Origin of the sequence: Brevibacillus brevis NBRC 100599, from assembly GCF_000010165.1 — a bacterium.
GTDB lineage: Bacteria > Bacillota > Bacilli > Brevibacillales > Brevibacillaceae > Brevibacillus > Brevibacillus brevis_D.
Genome location: NC_012491.1, coordinates 2,667,987 through 2,683,046 on the forward strand (window position 1 = coordinate 2,667,987; position 15,060 = coordinate 2,683,046).

Below are 15,060 nucleotides of genomic sequence, written 5' to 3' on the forward strand. Positions count from 1 at the left end.
AGCGAGAGAGTGGTTTTTTCATTTTCAGGAGTCTACGATTTACGACAAAAGGAGAAAGTAGGAGAGATGGCATTATCGAAAGGAAAATGATTGAAAGCGTTAACAATATGTCTTTGTGATATGGACGTTTTAAGTAAATGGTGGTAAAATGTCTGTAGATTAAGTTGATTTTATGCGAATTTTATCAAAATGATATGTCCATACAGTGTGAACAATTGTTTTTGTAGAAGTTACTAATCGATGGCTGAATAATGGAGGGATTCTCGTTGGCGAGCAAAACACTTGAACATTTTTTACATGAAAATTTGGCAGATTTGAAGAGCAAGGGACTGTACAACGTCATTGATCCATTGCAAAGCGCAAATGGTCCTGTCATTACGATTGCAGGAAAAGAACTGATCAACCTCTCCTCCAATAACTATCTGGGCTTGGCTACTGATCAACGCCTTGTGGACGCTGCGATTGCAGCAGCAAGCAAATACGGCGTAGGTGCAGGGGCTGTTCGTACGATTAACGGAACCTTGGACTTGCATGTGAAGCTGGAAGAAAAGCTCGCTGCCTTCAAGCATACGGAAGCTGCAATCGCTTACCAATCTGGCTTTAACTGCAACATGGCTGCGATCTCTGCTGTCATGGACAAGGACGATGCGATTCTTTCTGACGAATTGAACCACGCTTCCATTATTGATGGATGCCGCCTGTCTCGTGCACAAATTATCCGTGTGAACCACTCCGATATCGATGACCTGCGTGCGAAAGCGAAGGAAGCAAAAGAATCCGGCAAATATAAAAAACTGATGGTCATTACTGACGGCGTATTTTCAATGGATGGCGATGTTGCCAAGCTGCCGGAAATCGTCGAGGTAGCCGAAGAATTTGACTTGATTACGTATGTAGACGATGCCCACGGCTCTGGTGTTCTCGGTAAAGGGGCAGGAACGGTTAAGCATTTTGGTCTGTCTGATAAAATCGACTTCCAAATTGGCACGCTTTCCAAAGCAATTGGCGTAGTAGGCGGTTATGTAGCGGGACGCCAAGAGCTCATCGACTGGCTCAAAGTACGCAGCAGACCTTTCCTGTTCTCGACTTCGCTGACGCCAGCGGATGTGGCTGCTTCCATTGCTGCGATCGATATTTTGATGAACAGCACCGAGCTGCACGACAAGCTGTGGGATAACGGACATTACCTGAAAAAAGGCTTGAAAGAACTCGGCTTCAATATCGGGGAGAGCGAAACGCCTATCACTCCTTGCATTATCGGAGACGAACAGCAGACTCAAGAATTCAGCAAGCGACTGTATGAAGAGGGCGTGTACGCCAAAGCGATCGTGTTCCCGACTGTACCAAAAGGGACCGGCCGTGTACGGAATATGCCAACAGCGGCGCATAGCAAGGAAATGCTGGATCGTGCCCTTAGCATCTACGAAAAAGTTGGGAAAGAAATGGGGATCCTGAAATGAAAAAAATTCTGGTAACCGGGGCGTTAGGACAAATTGGTTCCGAGCTCATCATGAAACTACGCGATATTTACGGAGCGGATCAAGTCATCGCTACAGATATCCGGAAAAACGAAGAAGATCCTGTGGTGCAATCTGGACCCTTCGAAGTTCTTGATGTCACAGACGGAAACCGGATGTTTGAGCTGGCGAAAAAACATGGCGTGGATACGATCATGCATTTGGCTGCGCTGTTGTCTGCAACAGCAGAAGCAAAGCCACTCTTGGCATGGAACCTGAACATGGGCGGGCTGGTAAACGCGCTGGAAGCAGCACGTGAGTTGAACTGCCAGTTCTTTACACCGAGCTCGATTGGTGCATTTGGTCCGACTACACCGAAGGACAACACACCGCAGGACACGATTCAACGCCCTACGACCATGTATGGGGTAAATAAAGTTTCAGGTGAGTTGCTCTGCGATTACTATCATCAAAAATTTGGGGTAGATACGCGCGGCGTGCGCTTCCCAGGTTTGATCTCGTATGTAGCGCCTCCGGGTGGTGGTACGACTGACTACGCAGTAGATATTTACTACAAGGCGATCCAGCATGGAGCGTATACGTCCTACATCGGTAAAGGCACGTACATGGATATGATGTATATGCCTGATGCGTTGAATGCGATTGTTTCCCTGATGGAAGCAGATGCCTCCAAGCTCATCCACCGCAACGCGTTCAACGTGACTGCGATGAGCATTGAGCCAGAAGATGTAGCAGCAGCGATCCGTAAACACATTCCTGAGTTTACACTTTCTTATGAAGTCGACCCTGTGCGTCAGGCGATTGCCGATAGCTGGCCGAACTCCATTGACGCTACGGCTGCCATGCAAGAGTGGGGCTTCAAAGCCGAGTACGACTTGGACAAAATGACTGAGGACATGCTCGCAAAACTGCGGGGAAAGCTACTCCAGCAAGTCGGATAAACGAATAGAGAAAAGGAAAATGTGCCACTTCTTCTTGTGCCGTGATGCGAGAGAGGTGGCCATTTTTTGTTTGTCCGTTCACATGCACGTTATCAGACTTTTGAATGCCTTTCCTGTTCTCTGGGTACATTATGAAAAGAGAGGGGGAAAATCATGGATTTACCAAAAAACTTGCAGGACAACCATTTGAAGCACGACGAAGAAGGACAAGTCATCCCAAATATACAGGACAACAAAGACAGTAGTAATGAAGAACGACCAATAGAAAGCTGGGGCTGGTCAAATAATACGGAGAAGGTTCGAGAGAGCTGACACCATGTAACAAACAAAACCTTCCGGAATCCGGGAGGTTTTTCTCGTACACACAAAGGGAAAACCGTCCGAACAAGGACGGTTATTGAGGCTTACAGGAGCATTTGTTGTTGCGGCTGGTAGGCATTAATCATCGTGTTCATTGTGTGATCGGCAAGCTGTGGAGCTTGGTAGTAGCCTTTGGCATTCATGTATTGCCAGGTTTCATAAGCCATTTGCTGGCATGCATTAGCGCCATTTACATGATATTGCCGGATACCTGGATCTACGCACTCAGCCGCCCAGAGCATGCCAATTGCCGAACCCGATTTATGCCAGTTCAGCATCAGGGTAGCAATCGTCATATCTGACAAGCGGGTTGGGTGTGGGTTGGGAGCAGCCATCTGCGGGTTATTAAGACCTACTGCTGTAGGTTGTGCTACACGCAATTGAATAGGAGCTGGTGCAATGTTGAAGCCTTTTCCCTGCAAAAGGCTAATCCCTTGCTGGTAGGCGTTCATGATCATTTGCTGATGTCTGTTAATGATACCTGTTAATTGCGGGTCTTGTGCCATCTCGGCAAGTACTCCGTGCATTTCAATCGCGGCGTGTTTGGAGCGGAGTGCTTCTTGTGTTTCCAAAAACTCATGAGCAGCAAATCGTTGCATAATAGCCTCCTGTAATCGAATTGGGTTACTGTCAACCTTTGATAGTGTTTGTATAGAATCAATGGATATTCAGGAAAAAATGGGGAAAGGATTGTCGCTGACTTGTTCGTGTGTAATGGCGAGCCCTTGCTCGTGGGCATTAGGCAAAGGGGTGCTAACTCACGTATTCCGCTGAGTATGAATTAAAGCCTGCATGTACTGAAAGTAACGTATTGGCATAGCCAACCAAACGATTGACGGTCTCATCGACCACTGCGTAGACGAGCGGATGCAGAGTAGGGTCATGCAGTTTTGGGTCATCGAAAATCACGGTGGTGTTGATGAACACATCCCGATTTCCAAACAGGTCGTAATGAATGAATACTTTCCCGCAAGCCCCTTCTGTCTGCGGATCTCGATATCCCGGCAAAAACAGATACCATTCTTCGGCTGTTGCAGAACGGAAATTTTTCGTGAATGTGAGACCTTGGATAGCTTCTTCTGTTTTTCTTTTTAATTCAGGGCTCATCAAAATATCTGGCAAGAACCTTTCCTCCTTCTGCTCCTTTTCAGTATGAAGAAAGGAGGGCATTCCCATGCAGAACACCAATGATTGTCTAATAATCGTTAAAAGGAGACAAACTACAGCTAACTTGCATTCGGGAGGGATCATATTGACTGAACAAAACAATCAGGAAGTAGAAAATAAAGAACTGAAAGTACTGGGGACGCACGCAGCAGGAAGCACCGATTTATTTGAGACCCGAAAAGCGTCAAAGGACGAAGTCGTCGAAGCGCCCAAGCATCCTGGCGGAGCGGGCTCATCCGGGACTTATTGAGAATTGCCTAGCACAACAAAAAGAAGCGCCTCTGCCACGGCTATCGCCGGACGCGGGCGCTTCTTTTCATGAGTCTTACAGTTTTTCACGTGCATGTTTAAGGGTAATCGAATTGGCAATGGCTGCCCACATATCCGTTGATTCAGAGCCAACGTACCAGTACGCCAGCCCACCCACTTGCCATTGCAGACTAGCCTGAGCCTTGAGCCCAATCGAACGGCTTTCTTCCAGCCAAATTGTGTGCGTGACGCCTTGCTTTTGATACGTCGAACGGTATTGTCCAACTTTATCGTCCCACACTGTTTTTGCTCTGTATTGCGAGAGCAACTGGTAAGACTCAGGGATGCTGATATCTGTTGACTTCAATGTTCCATTCGATTGGTACCAGTCGCGCGTGTAAAGAGGCATTCCGACGATCAGCTTTTGGGTCGGAACCTCGTCAAGCAGATCGGTAATGACTTTCGTAAACCAAGGCAAGGATGCTACGGAGCCTGCTTCTGACCCACCTACCCAATGCTCTTCATAGGCCATGACTACCAAATAATCCGCATACTTTGCTAATTTGGCAAAATCGAAAGGATCGCTCCAGTCTGAATCACCATCAGGCGGAATATCTACAGATAGGACAGTGCCTTTTGCGTGAAGAGCAGTCGCGAGCTCCTGAATAAACAAGGTGAAGTTGTTGCGATCCGCAGGGGAGAACCCTTCAAAATCGATGTTAATCCCATTTAGGTGGTATTGATCAATGAACGAAGAAAGCTTTTGCACGGCTGCTTTTCGTTTATTCGGATCGGACAGCATGGCGTGAGTAGCATCAGGATCAAATTTATTCCCGAAAAGCGGCCACACCTGCTTGCCATTTGCATGTGCCCATTGGACAAGGGAAGTATCCGTAGAGTCGCTAATCGTTCCGTCTTTTTGCAGGAAGTACCAACGTGGAGATAGTGTATTGACTCCGCTATTCTTGACTTGTGCGATGAACTCCTCTGTCGTGGATTGGTATTGCCATCCGAGAGAGACAAGCGACTTTGCTGTAACGTTTTGCTTCTTCAGATTCTCCTGAATTCGATACAAAATAACAGCGGTTTCTTCTCTCGAGAGTGCGTGAGTCGGGCGGAAGTAGCCATTGTAGCCAACCAACCAATTTTTTTGCATGGCGTGGCTGACTGAGGCGCGTGCCCAGCTCGAAATCGCATTGGCATCCTTCACGGACAACTGGTAAGAAGACGAAATGCTTTGTTCCAGTGCGCGTACGAGAAATGCAGCGGCCTCTTCGCGAGAGATTGTCTGGTTCGGAGCAAAAGAAGTAGGACCGATGCCATTCGCGATGCGAAGTCCAGCAGCAGCTTGTACGTACCCGTATGCCCAAGAGTTTTTCGGAACATCCGAGTAGGATGCGACGTTGCTGACCACCGGTTTCATACCGAGCGTTCGTGTGAGCATCGCGACAAACTCAGCACGCGTCACCGGGCGAGTTGGGTGAAAGTACCCGTTTTCATCGCCGGAGATGACACCTGCCGCTTGTAGCGAACGGATTTGCTCTATCGCATAGCTGTTTGCGATATCTTTTAAATTTTTCGTCGAGGCTGTGGATGCTGGGACTCCTATGGCAAAAGAGAGACCGTACACCAGAAAAGCCAAGGAGACTAACCAGATATGTATCTTTTGTTTATTCATCATACATCCAGTATAAGGAGGGAGAACCATTCTTTCATTGGTCAGATTTTGGTAGAAACCTAGCAGGGGTGCCCGAACTCTTTTTCAGGAAATACAATATGATATGATGGAGGAATAAAAATAGAGAGAATGAAGCGAGGCGGAGAGAAATGGAAGACGTACTGATTGTAGGCGGTGGGCCTTGTGGACTGGCAGCGGCCATTGCCTGCAAACGAGCTGGACTTGATCCCATCATTATTGAAAAAGGGTCGCTTGTCCATTCGATTTATCGCTACCCGACCTATATGATTTTTCATAGCACACCAGATTTACTGGAAATCGGAGGTGTCCCTTTTGCAACGGCGAACGACAAACCGACTCGACAAGAGGCACTCAATTACTATCGACTGGTAGCAGCGCGAGAAAAATTGCGCGTGAACGTATATGAAACGGTAACGGAAGCGAAGAAAACACCAGAAGGCTTCCAGATTACGACTACGGACCGTTTCACCAAAACCCATACGTATGAAGCGAAAAACTTGGTGATCGCCACAGGTTACTTTGACAATCCAAATCGGTTGCAGGTCCCAGGCGAAGAGCTGCCAAAGGTTTCGTCCTTTTATAAGGAAGCACATCCGTATACAGGGATGAAAGTAGCGGTAGTAGGGGGGAACAACTCTGCCGTAGACGCGGCGATGGAGCTGGAGCGGGCAGGTGCAGAGGTAACGGTGATTTGCCGCCGAACGGAGCTATCTGACAAGGTCAAGGCATGGACAAGACCTGTTTTTGAGAGTCTGATCAAAAAAGGACGCATCCATATGCTGTTTGGTGCAACCGTCGAGAGCATTGAGGAACGTTCCATTAGGGTGAGGATGGGCGATGAAGTCATTACGCTTGCCAATGACCATGTATTTTCTTTGATTGGATACCGTCCGGATCGTACCTTCCTTCATTCGTTAGGAGTTATGATTGACGAGGAAACGGGAATCCCAGCACATCATCCTGAGACAATGGAGACGAACATCCCAGGACTCTATATCGCGGGAGTCATTGCGGCGGGCCGTCACGCGAACGCCATTTTTATCGAAAATGGAAGGTTTCATGGTGAAGGTATCGCCCGCCACATTGCCTCTCACTAAGAGCAGTAGCCGCTATTAATTAGAACTGCCACTCCAATTGTCGGCCTCCAATGAGGTGGTAGTGCAGATGGAAGACGGTTTGTTGCCCGTGCTTGCCAATGTTGGTTACGATACGGAAGCCATCCTCGTTCACACCCATTGTTTCTGCCACTTTTTGCAGCGACAGATGAAGGTGACCGATCAGCTCCTTGTCCTCAGGCTCGATAGCCAGAACGGATTGAATATGCTTTTTCGGAATCATCAGGACGTGAACAGGGGCGACAGGATTAATGTCGTGAAAGGCCAATACATGCTCGTCCTCATACACTTTTTTAGAAGGAATGTCTCCGTTTACAATTTTGCAAAATAAGCAGTCCATAGGGCTATACATCCTTTCTATAATGATAGATCGTAAAGCCTACTTCGTCATGCAAGTAGGCTTTCCCTGTTTTTTACTCTGGAAAAGTCCGTTCCAAAAACTGAAGAACCTCACGCCAAGAGTGCTCGGATGCGTAGGCGTTGTTTTTGGGCGTACCACCATTGAGCTGTGTGCGGGTAGTCGGTATGTAAGGAAAGCGGATCCCATGTCCTGTATCCGGGTAACGCAAATGCACCACCGAATGAGCAAACTGATGATTCTTTAACCGCTCGACCATTTGCTCGCAATGCTCTGCTGCTGGCCACCAGTGATCGTCATCCGAGGAGAGGAAGAGGATCGGGCCATTGATATTTTCCACCGGGATTTCGGCATCTTCTAACCATGCACAAGCAGCCCATGCTTCGGCATGGATGTGATCGATACGTTGACCTGCGTCGAGCCGCTCCTGCGAGTCTTTTGTCTGCTCCTCGGTCCATGGCACGAATGAGAGAGGCTCTCCTTGTAACGACCAAGAGGATTGCGGGGAGAACGTGTCTGACCCAGCGGATGCCTTATCTGTACCGATATTAACTGTAGAGCTGGGACTCGAAGCAATGACAGCATGCACATGTTGATCGATCGATGCTGTGACTAATGCCAATTCTGCTCCTTTGGAACGTCCGAATAACGTAATTTTATCAGGATGTACGGAGGGCTGTTGCTGTAACCAATGAATGGCGCGTTGAACATATTCGATCGGGATCTGGCGAATATCGTCAGGAAGATCATTGCATTGGAAATAAGCGAGTGCTAGTGCCGGATAGCCGTGAGAAGCGAACAAAGCTGCGAATTGTGAGCAGGAACCAATTCCGCCTTCGCTTCCACCTAGTACGACAATTGCGGGTCTTTGCTCCGTGTGGGGTTTTGAAAAATACAGACCGACTAGCCCATGGTCTGTCACTTTCTGTATCGATACGTCTCGGGAGACAAAAATACGTTTCACGACTGCTTTTGCTACGGACTTATCGTAGACTTCTGCCGTTAATTCTATCTCGGTGGAGCGTGGGGTGAACTGAAAGTCGTCCAGAGAATAAGCATGATAAAAACGCATGGTCTGGACATTCATGGACCAGAAAAGCCTTATCGGATCAATTCCTTCATACGTACCGAATAAGGGAGCTTGGGAAACCAAGTCCACCGAGCCATTTTCGTCTGCTTGGAATATAGCATGTGAGGATGCAGTCAAATCTCCTCCGGGCAACCCGTTTTTGAGAGTAGCATGAAGGGTGATTAATTGATTCGGGACAAACCCGCTGAGTGTAATATGGACGGGAACATCGATTAAGGCTGTTGCAGGCGTAACTTCAATTTGTGGAAGCATCATTTTGTCAACACTCCTTCCAGATTACGGGAACACTTGACACAGTCATTATAGTAGAATGAATAAAAGTTCGACGTGATGAAATGTGACGGTATGGTTAACTTGACTTCTTGTATTCGGTGTAACTATAATCATTACAACGAAAGGGTGACAACGTATGAAAATCAGCAGCCGTTTCTCCATTGCGGTTCACATTTTATCACTGCTTTCCATTGATTCGAATTCGCATTGCACTTCCGAATGGATCGCAGGTAGTGTGAATACAAATCCGGTCGTGATCCGACGTGTGCTGGGGCTGTTGAAGAAGGCTGGGCTCGTGAACGTACGTGCCGGAGCTGGCGGGGCTTCTCTCGCCAAGGAATTGGATCAAATCACGCTTCTTGAAATTTACCGTGCAGTCGATGTCGTGGAAGAAGGGCAACTTTTTCACATCCATGAGCAGCCGAACCCCGATTGTCCAGTGGGAGCGAATATACAGTTTGTGCTGGAGTTGATTTTGACCCGTGCGCAGCATGCCATGGAGGAGATTTTGGGCGGAGTGAAAATGTCCGAGCTCGTAGATAACCTTCGTCAAAAAATAACCGAAAAAGCGCAGTAAGAACAAAATGCCCTTGCATAAGCGAGGGCATTTTTGCGAGGAAGGAGTGCCCACATCCATTTTCCAGATGTTTCACGAATTCGGGTTAAAGGAGGTGGGATGTTTCTTTTTCATGATGGAGCAGCCAGCGTTTGCGCGAAAGTCCTCCTCCGTAACCTCCCAGATCACCATTGGAGTTGATGACCCGGTGGCAAGGAATGACAATCGCTAACTGATTCGCACCATTTGCCTGCGCGACTGCACGAAAGGCGCTTGGTTTCCCAATAGCTGCTGCAACATCGGAATAGGATGAAGTATGCCCCGGAGGAATCGTTTGCAAATGCTCCCAGACCATTCTTTGAAAAGGCGATCCGCACAAAAACAAAGGCGTTGCAAATTGTGTTCGCCCTCCGTCAAAATACTCCTCTAACTCACGTTCAATCGAACGGATAGGTGCTGTAGAACCAGGGATAATCGCTGACTTCGTTCTTTGTCTAAGCCGTTCAACTTCTCGTTCCAAGCCACGGCGGTCAATGAATTCAAGGAGATAGAGAGCTTCTTCATCTGCAATGGCGATCATGGGACCGAGTCGCGTATCCAGCCACGATGCCTTTAAGACTTGATGATCGCCAAGTAGAGTAGGTGCTGCCCCCATAATTCGTGAAAATGCGTCTCGAAAACCACTACTAGACTCGTAGCCGGTGGATAGCTGGGCATCGATGACGGCTTTTCCTTCTCTGATTTCTTTCAGTGCAATCCCCATACGTCGCGCCCTTGCATATTCGACGAACGTCATGCCAAAACGCTTTTTGAATTGGCGCCGCGCTGTTGCAGCATCCACGGATAATCTTTGAAAGTCATTTTCGGTCCAGCGCTGCTCGGGGTTTTCTTCTACAGCGTTTACTAGCAAACGCACGAGCTCTGAAACATGATTGGGATGTGAAAGTGGACGGCAGCGCTGGCAGGGCCGGAATGAGGCCAAAAGTGCTTGTTTGGCATGATCAAAAAACTCACAATTTATAAACTTAGGTTTTCTTGCTGGACACGTCGGGCGACAAAATACGCCAGTGGTTTTGACTCCAACAAAAAAGACACCTTCATATTCTGAATTTTTATCCAGTAACGCCTGATAATACTCGGACTTCATCTCGGCCGTTATCATTCGGTTCCCCCTTCATCGTTATGTTTTCATTTTATCGCTCACCCAAAATAGCTGCAGCCGAAAATCGTACATTGATTTTTTCTCGTACCTTCACTAGGAGGTAGCAAGGGAGAAGGGTGGGTTGGATTTAAGCTGGAATTAGCCTGAAAATATAGATATAATAAACGTATTCAGAAATATGCGATAAACCGACAACGGCGTCGGTTGCGTATGGAAATGATGAGTAGTTGGCACGTCCGTTCACTGGTGATCGGGAGGTGGAGTATTGCGTCAGCATTATCGAGTCATCATCATAGACGACGACCCCATAACGCGTATGGACCTGGTTGAGATGTTGCAAGAGCAGGGATATAACGTCGTAGCTGAAGGAAAAAACGGCAAAGAGGCCGTTCGATTGACGCAAATGTGGAACCCGCATCTGATTATTATGGATGTGAAAATGCCAATTATGGACGGTTTGACAGCGACTGGGATTATCCGAGAGCATTCGGACGCAGCGATCCTTCTCTTGACTGCTTACAGTCAAAAGGACATGGTCATGCAAGCCAAAGCGAAAGGGATATGTGCCTATCTGGTCAAACCCGTCATGGAAGAAGAACTGCTACCGGCAGTGGAGTTCGTGCTTACAAGCAAACAATGAACGCAAAAAAGTGAATCGATAGGAAGAGCAACGGCGCTTGGACCAAGGCGAGCATTTCGTCTTTTGTTTCGAAGCGCTTTTTTCGTTCCATGAGATAGAGTTTACGGAAAGTTGAAAAGAAAGTGAGTGAAGCTAGAGATGAAATTGGCTTGCGTTGTACGTAAACAGCATTACCAGTTTACTTCGGTTCGTGATGTATTGGCAAAAGCAAGTGAAGAAAAGTCTGGCGATCACATGAGTAAACTAGCAGCTAATTCCGCACTGGAGCGGATGGCGGCCAAAGTCGTATTAAGCGAAATGCAACTTCGTGATTTATATGAAAATCCGGTCATACCGTACGAAAAGGACGAAGTGACACGGATCATTTATGATGATATCAATCTCTCTATTTACGAAGAGATCAAAAATTGGACAGTAGGGGAGCTACGGGAGTACATCTTGTCGTTTTCCACAGGAATGCCTGAGCTGACACGAATTAGTCGTGGGCTGACCAGCGAGATGATTTCCGCTACGGCCAAGCTGATGTCCAGCATTGACCTAGTCATGGCTTCCCAAAAAATGAAGCATCAAGCCTACTGCAATACACTGATTGGCGAGCCGGGAAGACTGGCGTTCCGCTGTCAGCCGAATCACCCAATCGATGATCCCGATGGTATTTTGGCTTCGATGAAGGAAGGCTTGTCCTATGGATCTGGCGACGCCGTCATTGGAATTAACCCGAATAACGACTCCGTTGAAAGCGTTACCAAGCTCTTGAAAATGACACATGATTTCATGCAAAAGTGGGAAATCCCTACACAAAATTGCGTGCTGGCCCATATTACGACACAGATGCAGGCTCTTCGCGGCGGAGCGCCCATTTCCCTGATGTTCCAAAGTCTGGCAGGTTCACAACGCGCGAATGATGCGTTTGGTGTAAATAAAGAGATTTTGGATGAGGCAATGGAGTTGATGCTCCGAAAAGGCACAGCGTCGGGACCAAACGTCATGTATTTTGAGACAGGGCAAGGCTCCGAAGTGTCGCTGGACTCTCATGAAGGCGTCGATATGCAGACGCTGGAAGCGCGTACGTACGGTTTTTGCCGTCACTGGAAGCCATTCATGGTCAATAACGTCTCTGGCTTTATCGGACCAGAAACACTTTATGATGGCAGACAGATGATTCGTGCCGATCTGGAGGACTTGTTCATGGGTAAGCTGCATGGTTTGCCGATGGGAATCGCTCCGACTTATACGAACCACATGTACGCGGATCAGAATGACCAGGAGATTGCAGGGATGCTGACGACCTTGGCAGGGGCGAATTTTTATATGGGCGTACCAGGTGGGGACGATGTCATGCTCAGTTACCAAGACACGAGCTACCACGATGACGCCAGCTACCGCGAGCTCTTGGGACTGCGACCTCTCCGGGAATTTGAGAAATGGATGGAAAAAATGGGCCTTATGGAAAATGGTCGTTTGACAGAGCGCGCAGGCGATTTAACCATTTTTGACTAACGAGTGGGGAGGGAAGCAAGGTGAAACAGATCAATATGGAAGACTTGGTCCAGCGTGTAATCGATGAGCTGTCCAAAAAAGGCCAAGGAGTGATTCATTTTCCTGAGCAAAAGCAATGCGGGGTCAAGAATCCAAACAATCCAGAAGCATTGGAGCAAGCGATGAAACGAACGCCTGCTCGCATCGGAATCGGGCGGGCGGGTACCCGGATGAAGACGGGAAGCTACCTCCAATTTCGGATTGATCAGGCAGCAGCACGCGATGCGGTTATGAAAACGATCAGTCCAGAGCTGATCGAGAGTCTGCAACTGCCTGTCCTCCATTCAAGAGCGACAAGCATGGAGGAGTATTTAATGAACCTCGACTCCGGACGGATGCTATCGGATGAGTCAGCGCGTTGGCTGGAGCAGCATGGGGATAAAAACAAAGACGTGCAAATTGTCATCTCGGACGGACTGAGCACCTCAGCGTGTGAGGCGACAATCCCAGACTTGCTGCCTGCGTTAATCCAAGGTCTTTCCATGAGAAACGTCAGTGTAGGAAAACCAGTTTTCATTAACAAAGGTCGCGTTTGGATTCAGGATCAGGTCGCTTCCATCGTCAATTGCAAGGTCGTCATTTCCTTGATCGGAGAAAGACCGGGACTTGCGACGGCAGAAAGTCTCAGTGCTTACATGATTTACAAACCGGATGCCAATACGGTAGAATCAGATCGTACGGTTATTTCTAATATTCATAAGGGTGGCACGCTACCGATTGAAGCGGGTGCTTACCTTGCAGAACTTTTGGAGGAAATTTTGATGTACCAGGCGAGTGGTGTTAAATTATCACAGCTTCGGGCGATTAACGGGTAGATTCCCACTGGCGCTTCCTCCTGTCTTGCACTAGAATACATAGAAGATAACCAATTTCTATGAGGAGTTGCTAAGCATGACGGAGCCAAACCAAAACGAAAAAAATACCACTGAACAAAAGCCTGGAAAAATCAGCCTGCAAGAGGCAATGAAGCGCAAAATGGCAGAAAAGAAACAAGCGCAAGCACAGGCTAATAACCCAATGAATCAAAAGGCGCAAAATCAATCAATGAAAAGCCAGCTCACCAAAAAACCAAACAATCAACGCAGACGTATGGGCGTATAGCTTCGTATGAAGCAAAGCAAAAGGGAATGTGCAGCAACTTTAGGCTGCAGATTCCTTTTTTGTATGATCATTCATACGGGAATGATCTTCAAATTTTTAAAAGCCATCGATGAACCAACTAAGCTGGCGAGAAGAAAAAGCACAGGGCTCGCAGACCTTGACAACGCCTACTTAGTCGGAACTTCAAAAAGGGGGCCACGCTTGTCGAACACTTCTCCTCTGAGAAACTTCCGCCCGTAGGGTGGCTTTGGCTCGACGGTCCCCTTTTTGTAGAGGAGACGTCCAGTGAATCCCCCTGCTGGCGTGTCAGAGTCGAAGAGACCTGTGCTTTTTCTTCTCCACCACTATGTCGACTCAAAAGAAAAGGGGGCCAATCATGAAGGTAGAACGGCTACTCGCTATTGTCATCATGCTGTTGAACAAGCGCCGTGTGAGCGCCCGTGAACTATCTGACCACTTCGAAGTATCCTTGCGTACAGTCTATCGGGATTTGGAAACCATTAACGCAGCGGGAATTCCAATCGTAGCGTACCCCGGGGTAAGCGGCGGATACGAGATCATGGAGAATTTTACGATCGATCGACAATACTTATCCTTGGACGAGCTAGTCGCGGTTATTGCTGCGCTAAAAGGGGTTCATTCTTCCACAGACGACAAGCAAATCGGACAGCTTCTGGAAAAAATAAAAGCGTTGCTCACCACTGCACCATCCTCTCTTCAAGGAAGTGCACATCCTGTTGTTTACGACTTTAATCCATGGGGCAGTACACCGGCAATCGCCGAAAAAGTAAACAAGCTGCGGGAAGCCATCGAGAAAAGACTTCGTGTGCGGATCATATATACGAAAATACAAGGAGATGCGACAGAGCGCACCATTGAGCCTGTCACACTGATTATCAAAGGTTATGTGTGGTACATTTATGGCTATTGTTTACAACGCCAGGAGGATCGTCTGTTTCGCTTGTCGCGGATTGCAGACATGTCCGTGCTGACAGAGGAGTTTTCCCCTCGCCCCAATCAAATAGATAAACTGGAATGGCTCGAAGAATGGGACACGGCAGAGCGTATTTCTCTTGTCCTCGAATTTGCGCAGCGTGTACATGTAAGGGTACGGGATATGTTTGCGCCAGAAACGATAGAGACCATGCAGGATGGCTCATTGCTGGTACGAACGAACATGACAGACGACGAATGGTTAAACGGGATGCTGCTTAGCTTTGGCGATGCCTTGTGTGTACATGAGCCTTCCTATGTAAGACAGCGAATGGGGGATACGGTAAAAAGAATGGCGAAACTTTATGAATAAACGTTGGAACGTTGACAGATAGTTGT

General features: G+C 47.8%; 18 protein-coding genes. 11 read left to right on the forward strand and 7 right to left on the reverse strand.

Annotated features, from left to right (window positions below; genetic code table 11):
- Positions 1–266 precede the first annotated feature (266 nt).
- The 3 genes from BBR47_RS13255 to BBR47_RS31245 all read left to right on the forward strand — a co-directional run bounded on the left by BBR47_RS13255 (position 267) and on the right by BBR47_RS31245 (position 2,731).
- The gene (locus tag BBR47_RS13255) at positions 267–1,460 is read left to right on the forward strand and encodes a glycine C-acetyltransferase (protein ID WP_012686276.1); all 1,194 of its coding nucleotides are present in this window, start codon (positions 267–269) and stop codon (positions 1,458–1,460) included.
- Entirely contained in the window at positions 1,457–2,419 is a 963-nt protein-coding gene (locus BBR47_RS13260) for an L-threonine 3-dehydrogenase (protein ID WP_012686277.1), read from the forward strand. The genes BBR47_RS13255 and BBR47_RS13260 overlap by 4 nt, the downstream gene beginning before the upstream one ends.
- Positions 2,420–2,572: 153 nt before the next feature.
- On the forward strand, positions 2,573–2,731 hold the full coding sequence (locus tag BBR47_RS31245; protein ID WP_012686278.1) for a hypothetical protein: 159 nt from the start codon (positions 2,573–2,575) through the stop codon (positions 2,729–2,731).
- Positions 2,732–2,823: 92 nt separating this feature from the next.
- On the opposite strand, the gene BBR47_RS13265 is transcribed toward BBR47_RS31245, so the two are convergent.
- From BBR47_RS13265 to BBR47_RS13270, 3 genes are all read right to left on the reverse strand, one after another.
- Positions 2,824–3,378 (reverse strand): spore coat protein, encoded by a 555-nt coding sequence (locus tag BBR47_RS13265; RefSeq protein WP_012686279.1) that lies wholly within the window; start codon positions 3,376–3,378, stop codon positions 2,824–2,826.
- Positions 3,379–3,447: 69 nt separating this feature from the next.
- A complete protein-coding gene (locus BBR47_RS31955; protein WP_142496394.1) occupies positions 3,448–3,525 on the reverse strand; it encodes a YozQ family protein in 78 nt (25 codons plus the stop codon).
- 7 nt (positions 3,526–3,532) lie between these two features.
- Complete coding sequence (locus BBR47_RS13270) at positions 3,533–3,901, reverse strand: hypothetical protein (RefSeq protein ID WP_012686281.1); 369 nt, start codon at positions 3,899–3,901, stop codon at positions 3,533–3,535.
- 130 nt (positions 3,902–4,031) lie between these two features.
- Between BBR47_RS13270 and BBR47_RS31250 the strand changes: the two genes are divergently transcribed.
- Complete coding sequence (locus BBR47_RS31250) at positions 4,032–4,196, forward strand: hypothetical protein (protein WP_012686282.1); 165 nt, start codon at positions 4,032–4,034, stop codon at positions 4,194–4,196.
- 75 nt (positions 4,197–4,271) lie between these two features.
- On the opposite strand, the gene BBR47_RS13280 is transcribed toward BBR47_RS31250, so the two are convergent.
- Positions 4,272–5,876 (reverse strand): glycosyl hydrolase family 18 protein, encoded by a 1,605-nt coding sequence (locus BBR47_RS13280; RefSeq protein ID WP_231850591.1) that lies wholly within the window; start codon positions 5,874–5,876, stop codon positions 4,272–4,274.
- Between the two features lie 146 nt (positions 5,877–6,022).
- On the opposite strand from BBR47_RS13280, the gene BBR47_RS13285 reads away from it, so the two are divergent.
- A complete protein-coding gene (locus BBR47_RS13285; RefSeq protein ID WP_012686284.1) occupies positions 6,023–6,991 on the forward strand; it encodes a YpdA family putative bacillithiol disulfide reductase in 969 nt (322 codons plus the stop codon).
- Between the two features lie 19 nt (positions 6,992–7,010).
- Here BBR47_RS13285 and BBR47_RS13290 read toward each other — a convergent pair whose 3' ends face one another.
- Both BBR47_RS13290 and BBR47_RS13295 read right to left on the reverse strand, forming a co-directional pair.
- Positions 7,011–7,349, reverse strand: coding sequence for a histidine triad nucleotide-binding protein (locus BBR47_RS13290; protein WP_007727375.1), 339 nt, complete (start codon positions 7,347–7,349; stop codon positions 7,011–7,013).
- A gap of 73 nt (positions 7,350–7,422) precedes the next feature.
- The gene (locus BBR47_RS13295) at positions 7,423–8,712 is read right to left on the reverse strand and encodes an acyl-CoA thioesterase/bile acid-CoA:amino acid N-acyltransferase family protein (protein WP_012686285.1); all 1,290 of its coding nucleotides are present in this window, start codon (positions 8,710–8,712) and stop codon (positions 7,423–7,425) included.
- Positions 8,713–8,866: 154 nt separating this feature from the next.
- Here BBR47_RS13295 and BBR47_RS13300 point away from each other — a divergent pair, with 154 nt between their 5' ends.
- Positions 8,867–9,307, forward strand: coding sequence for an Rrf2 family transcriptional regulator (locus tag BBR47_RS13300; protein WP_012686286.1), 441 nt, complete (start codon positions 8,867–8,869; stop codon positions 9,305–9,307).
- A gap of 85 nt (positions 9,308–9,392) precedes the next feature.
- On the opposite strand, the gene BBR47_RS13305 is transcribed toward BBR47_RS13300, so the two are convergent.
- Positions 9,393–10,448, reverse strand: coding sequence for a bifunctional transcriptional activator/DNA repair enzyme AdaA (locus BBR47_RS13305; protein WP_012686287.1), 1,056 nt, complete (start codon positions 10,446–10,448; stop codon positions 9,393–9,395).
- Positions 10,449–10,713: 265 nt separating this feature from the next.
- On the opposite strand from BBR47_RS13305, the gene BBR47_RS13310 reads away from it, so the two are divergent.
- The 5 genes from BBR47_RS13310 (at position 10,714) to BBR47_RS13330 (ending at position 15,034) form a co-directional block, all read left to right on the forward strand.
- Entirely contained in the window at positions 10,714–11,088 is a 375-nt protein-coding gene (locus tag BBR47_RS13310) for a response regulator (protein ID WP_012686288.1), read from the forward strand.
- Positions 11,089–11,226: 138 nt separating this feature from the next.
- Positions 11,227–12,588 (forward strand): ethanolamine ammonia-lyase subunit EutB, encoded by a 1,362-nt coding sequence (locus tag BBR47_RS13315; protein WP_012686290.1) that lies wholly within the window; start codon positions 11,227–11,229, stop codon positions 12,586–12,588.
- A gap of 20 nt (positions 12,589–12,608) precedes the next feature.
- Positions 12,609–13,442, forward strand: coding sequence for an ethanolamine ammonia-lyase subunit EutC (gene eutC / locus BBR47_RS13320; protein ID WP_012686291.1), 834 nt, complete (start codon positions 12,609–12,611; stop codon positions 13,440–13,442).
- Between the two features lie 76 nt (positions 13,443–13,518).
- Positions 13,519–13,728, forward strand: coding sequence for a hypothetical protein (locus BBR47_RS13325; RefSeq protein WP_015890910.1), 210 nt, complete (start codon positions 13,519–13,521; stop codon positions 13,726–13,728).
- Between the two features lie 376 nt (positions 13,729–14,104).
- Positions 14,105–15,034: a helix-turn-helix transcriptional regulator gene (locus BBR47_RS13330; RefSeq protein ID WP_015890911.1), complete on the forward strand. Its 930-nt coding sequence runs from the start codon at positions 14,105–14,107 to the stop codon at positions 15,032–15,034.
- The last annotated feature ends 26 nt before the right edge of the window (positions 15,035–15,060 follow it).

Coding starts and splice junctions, on each gene's coding strand:
- BBR47_RS13265 (WP_012686279.1), bottom strand. CDS start 3,378: ATGCAACGATTTGCTGCTCATGAGTTTTTGGAAACACAAGAAGCACTC.
- BBR47_RS13280 (WP_231850591.1), bottom strand. CDS start 5,876: ATGATGAATAAACAAAAGATACATATCTGGTTAGTCTCCTTGGCTTTT.
- BBR47_RS13285 (WP_012686284.1), top strand. CDS start 6,023: ATGGAAGACGTACTGATTGTAGGCGGTGGGCCTTGTGGACTGGCAGCG.
- BBR47_RS13330 (WP_015890911.1), top strand. CDS start 14,105: ATGAAGGTAGAACGGCTACTCGCTATTGTCATCATGCTGTTGAACAAG.
- BBR47_RS13260 (WP_012686277.1), top strand. CDS start 1,457: ATGAAAAAAATTCTGGTAACCGGGGCGTTAGGACAAATTGGTTCCGAG.
- BBR47_RS31245 (WP_012686278.1), top strand. CDS start 2,573: ATGGATTTACCAAAAAACTTGCAGGACAACCATTTGAAGCACGACGAA.
- BBR47_RS13295 (WP_012686285.1), bottom strand. CDS start 8,712: ATGATGCTTCCACAAATTGAAGTTACGCCTGCAACAGCCTTAATCGAT.
- BBR47_RS13325 (WP_015890910.1), top strand. CDS start 13,519: ATGACGGAGCCAAACCAAAACGAAAAAAATACCACTGAACAAAAGCCT.
- BBR47_RS13315 (WP_012686290.1), top strand. CDS start 11,227: ATGAAATTGGCTTGCGTTGTACGTAAACAGCATTACCAGTTTACTTCG.
- BBR47_RS13305 (WP_012686287.1), bottom strand. CDS start 10,448: ATGATAACGGCCGAGATGAAGTCCGAGTATTATCAGGCGTTACTGGAT.
- BBR47_RS13300 (WP_012686286.1), top strand. CDS start 8,867: ATGAAAATCAGCAGCCGTTTCTCCATTGCGGTTCACATTTTATCACTG.
- BBR47_RS13290 (WP_007727375.1), bottom strand. CDS start 7,349: ATGGACTGCTTATTTTGCAAAATTGTAAACGGAGACATTCCTTCTAAA.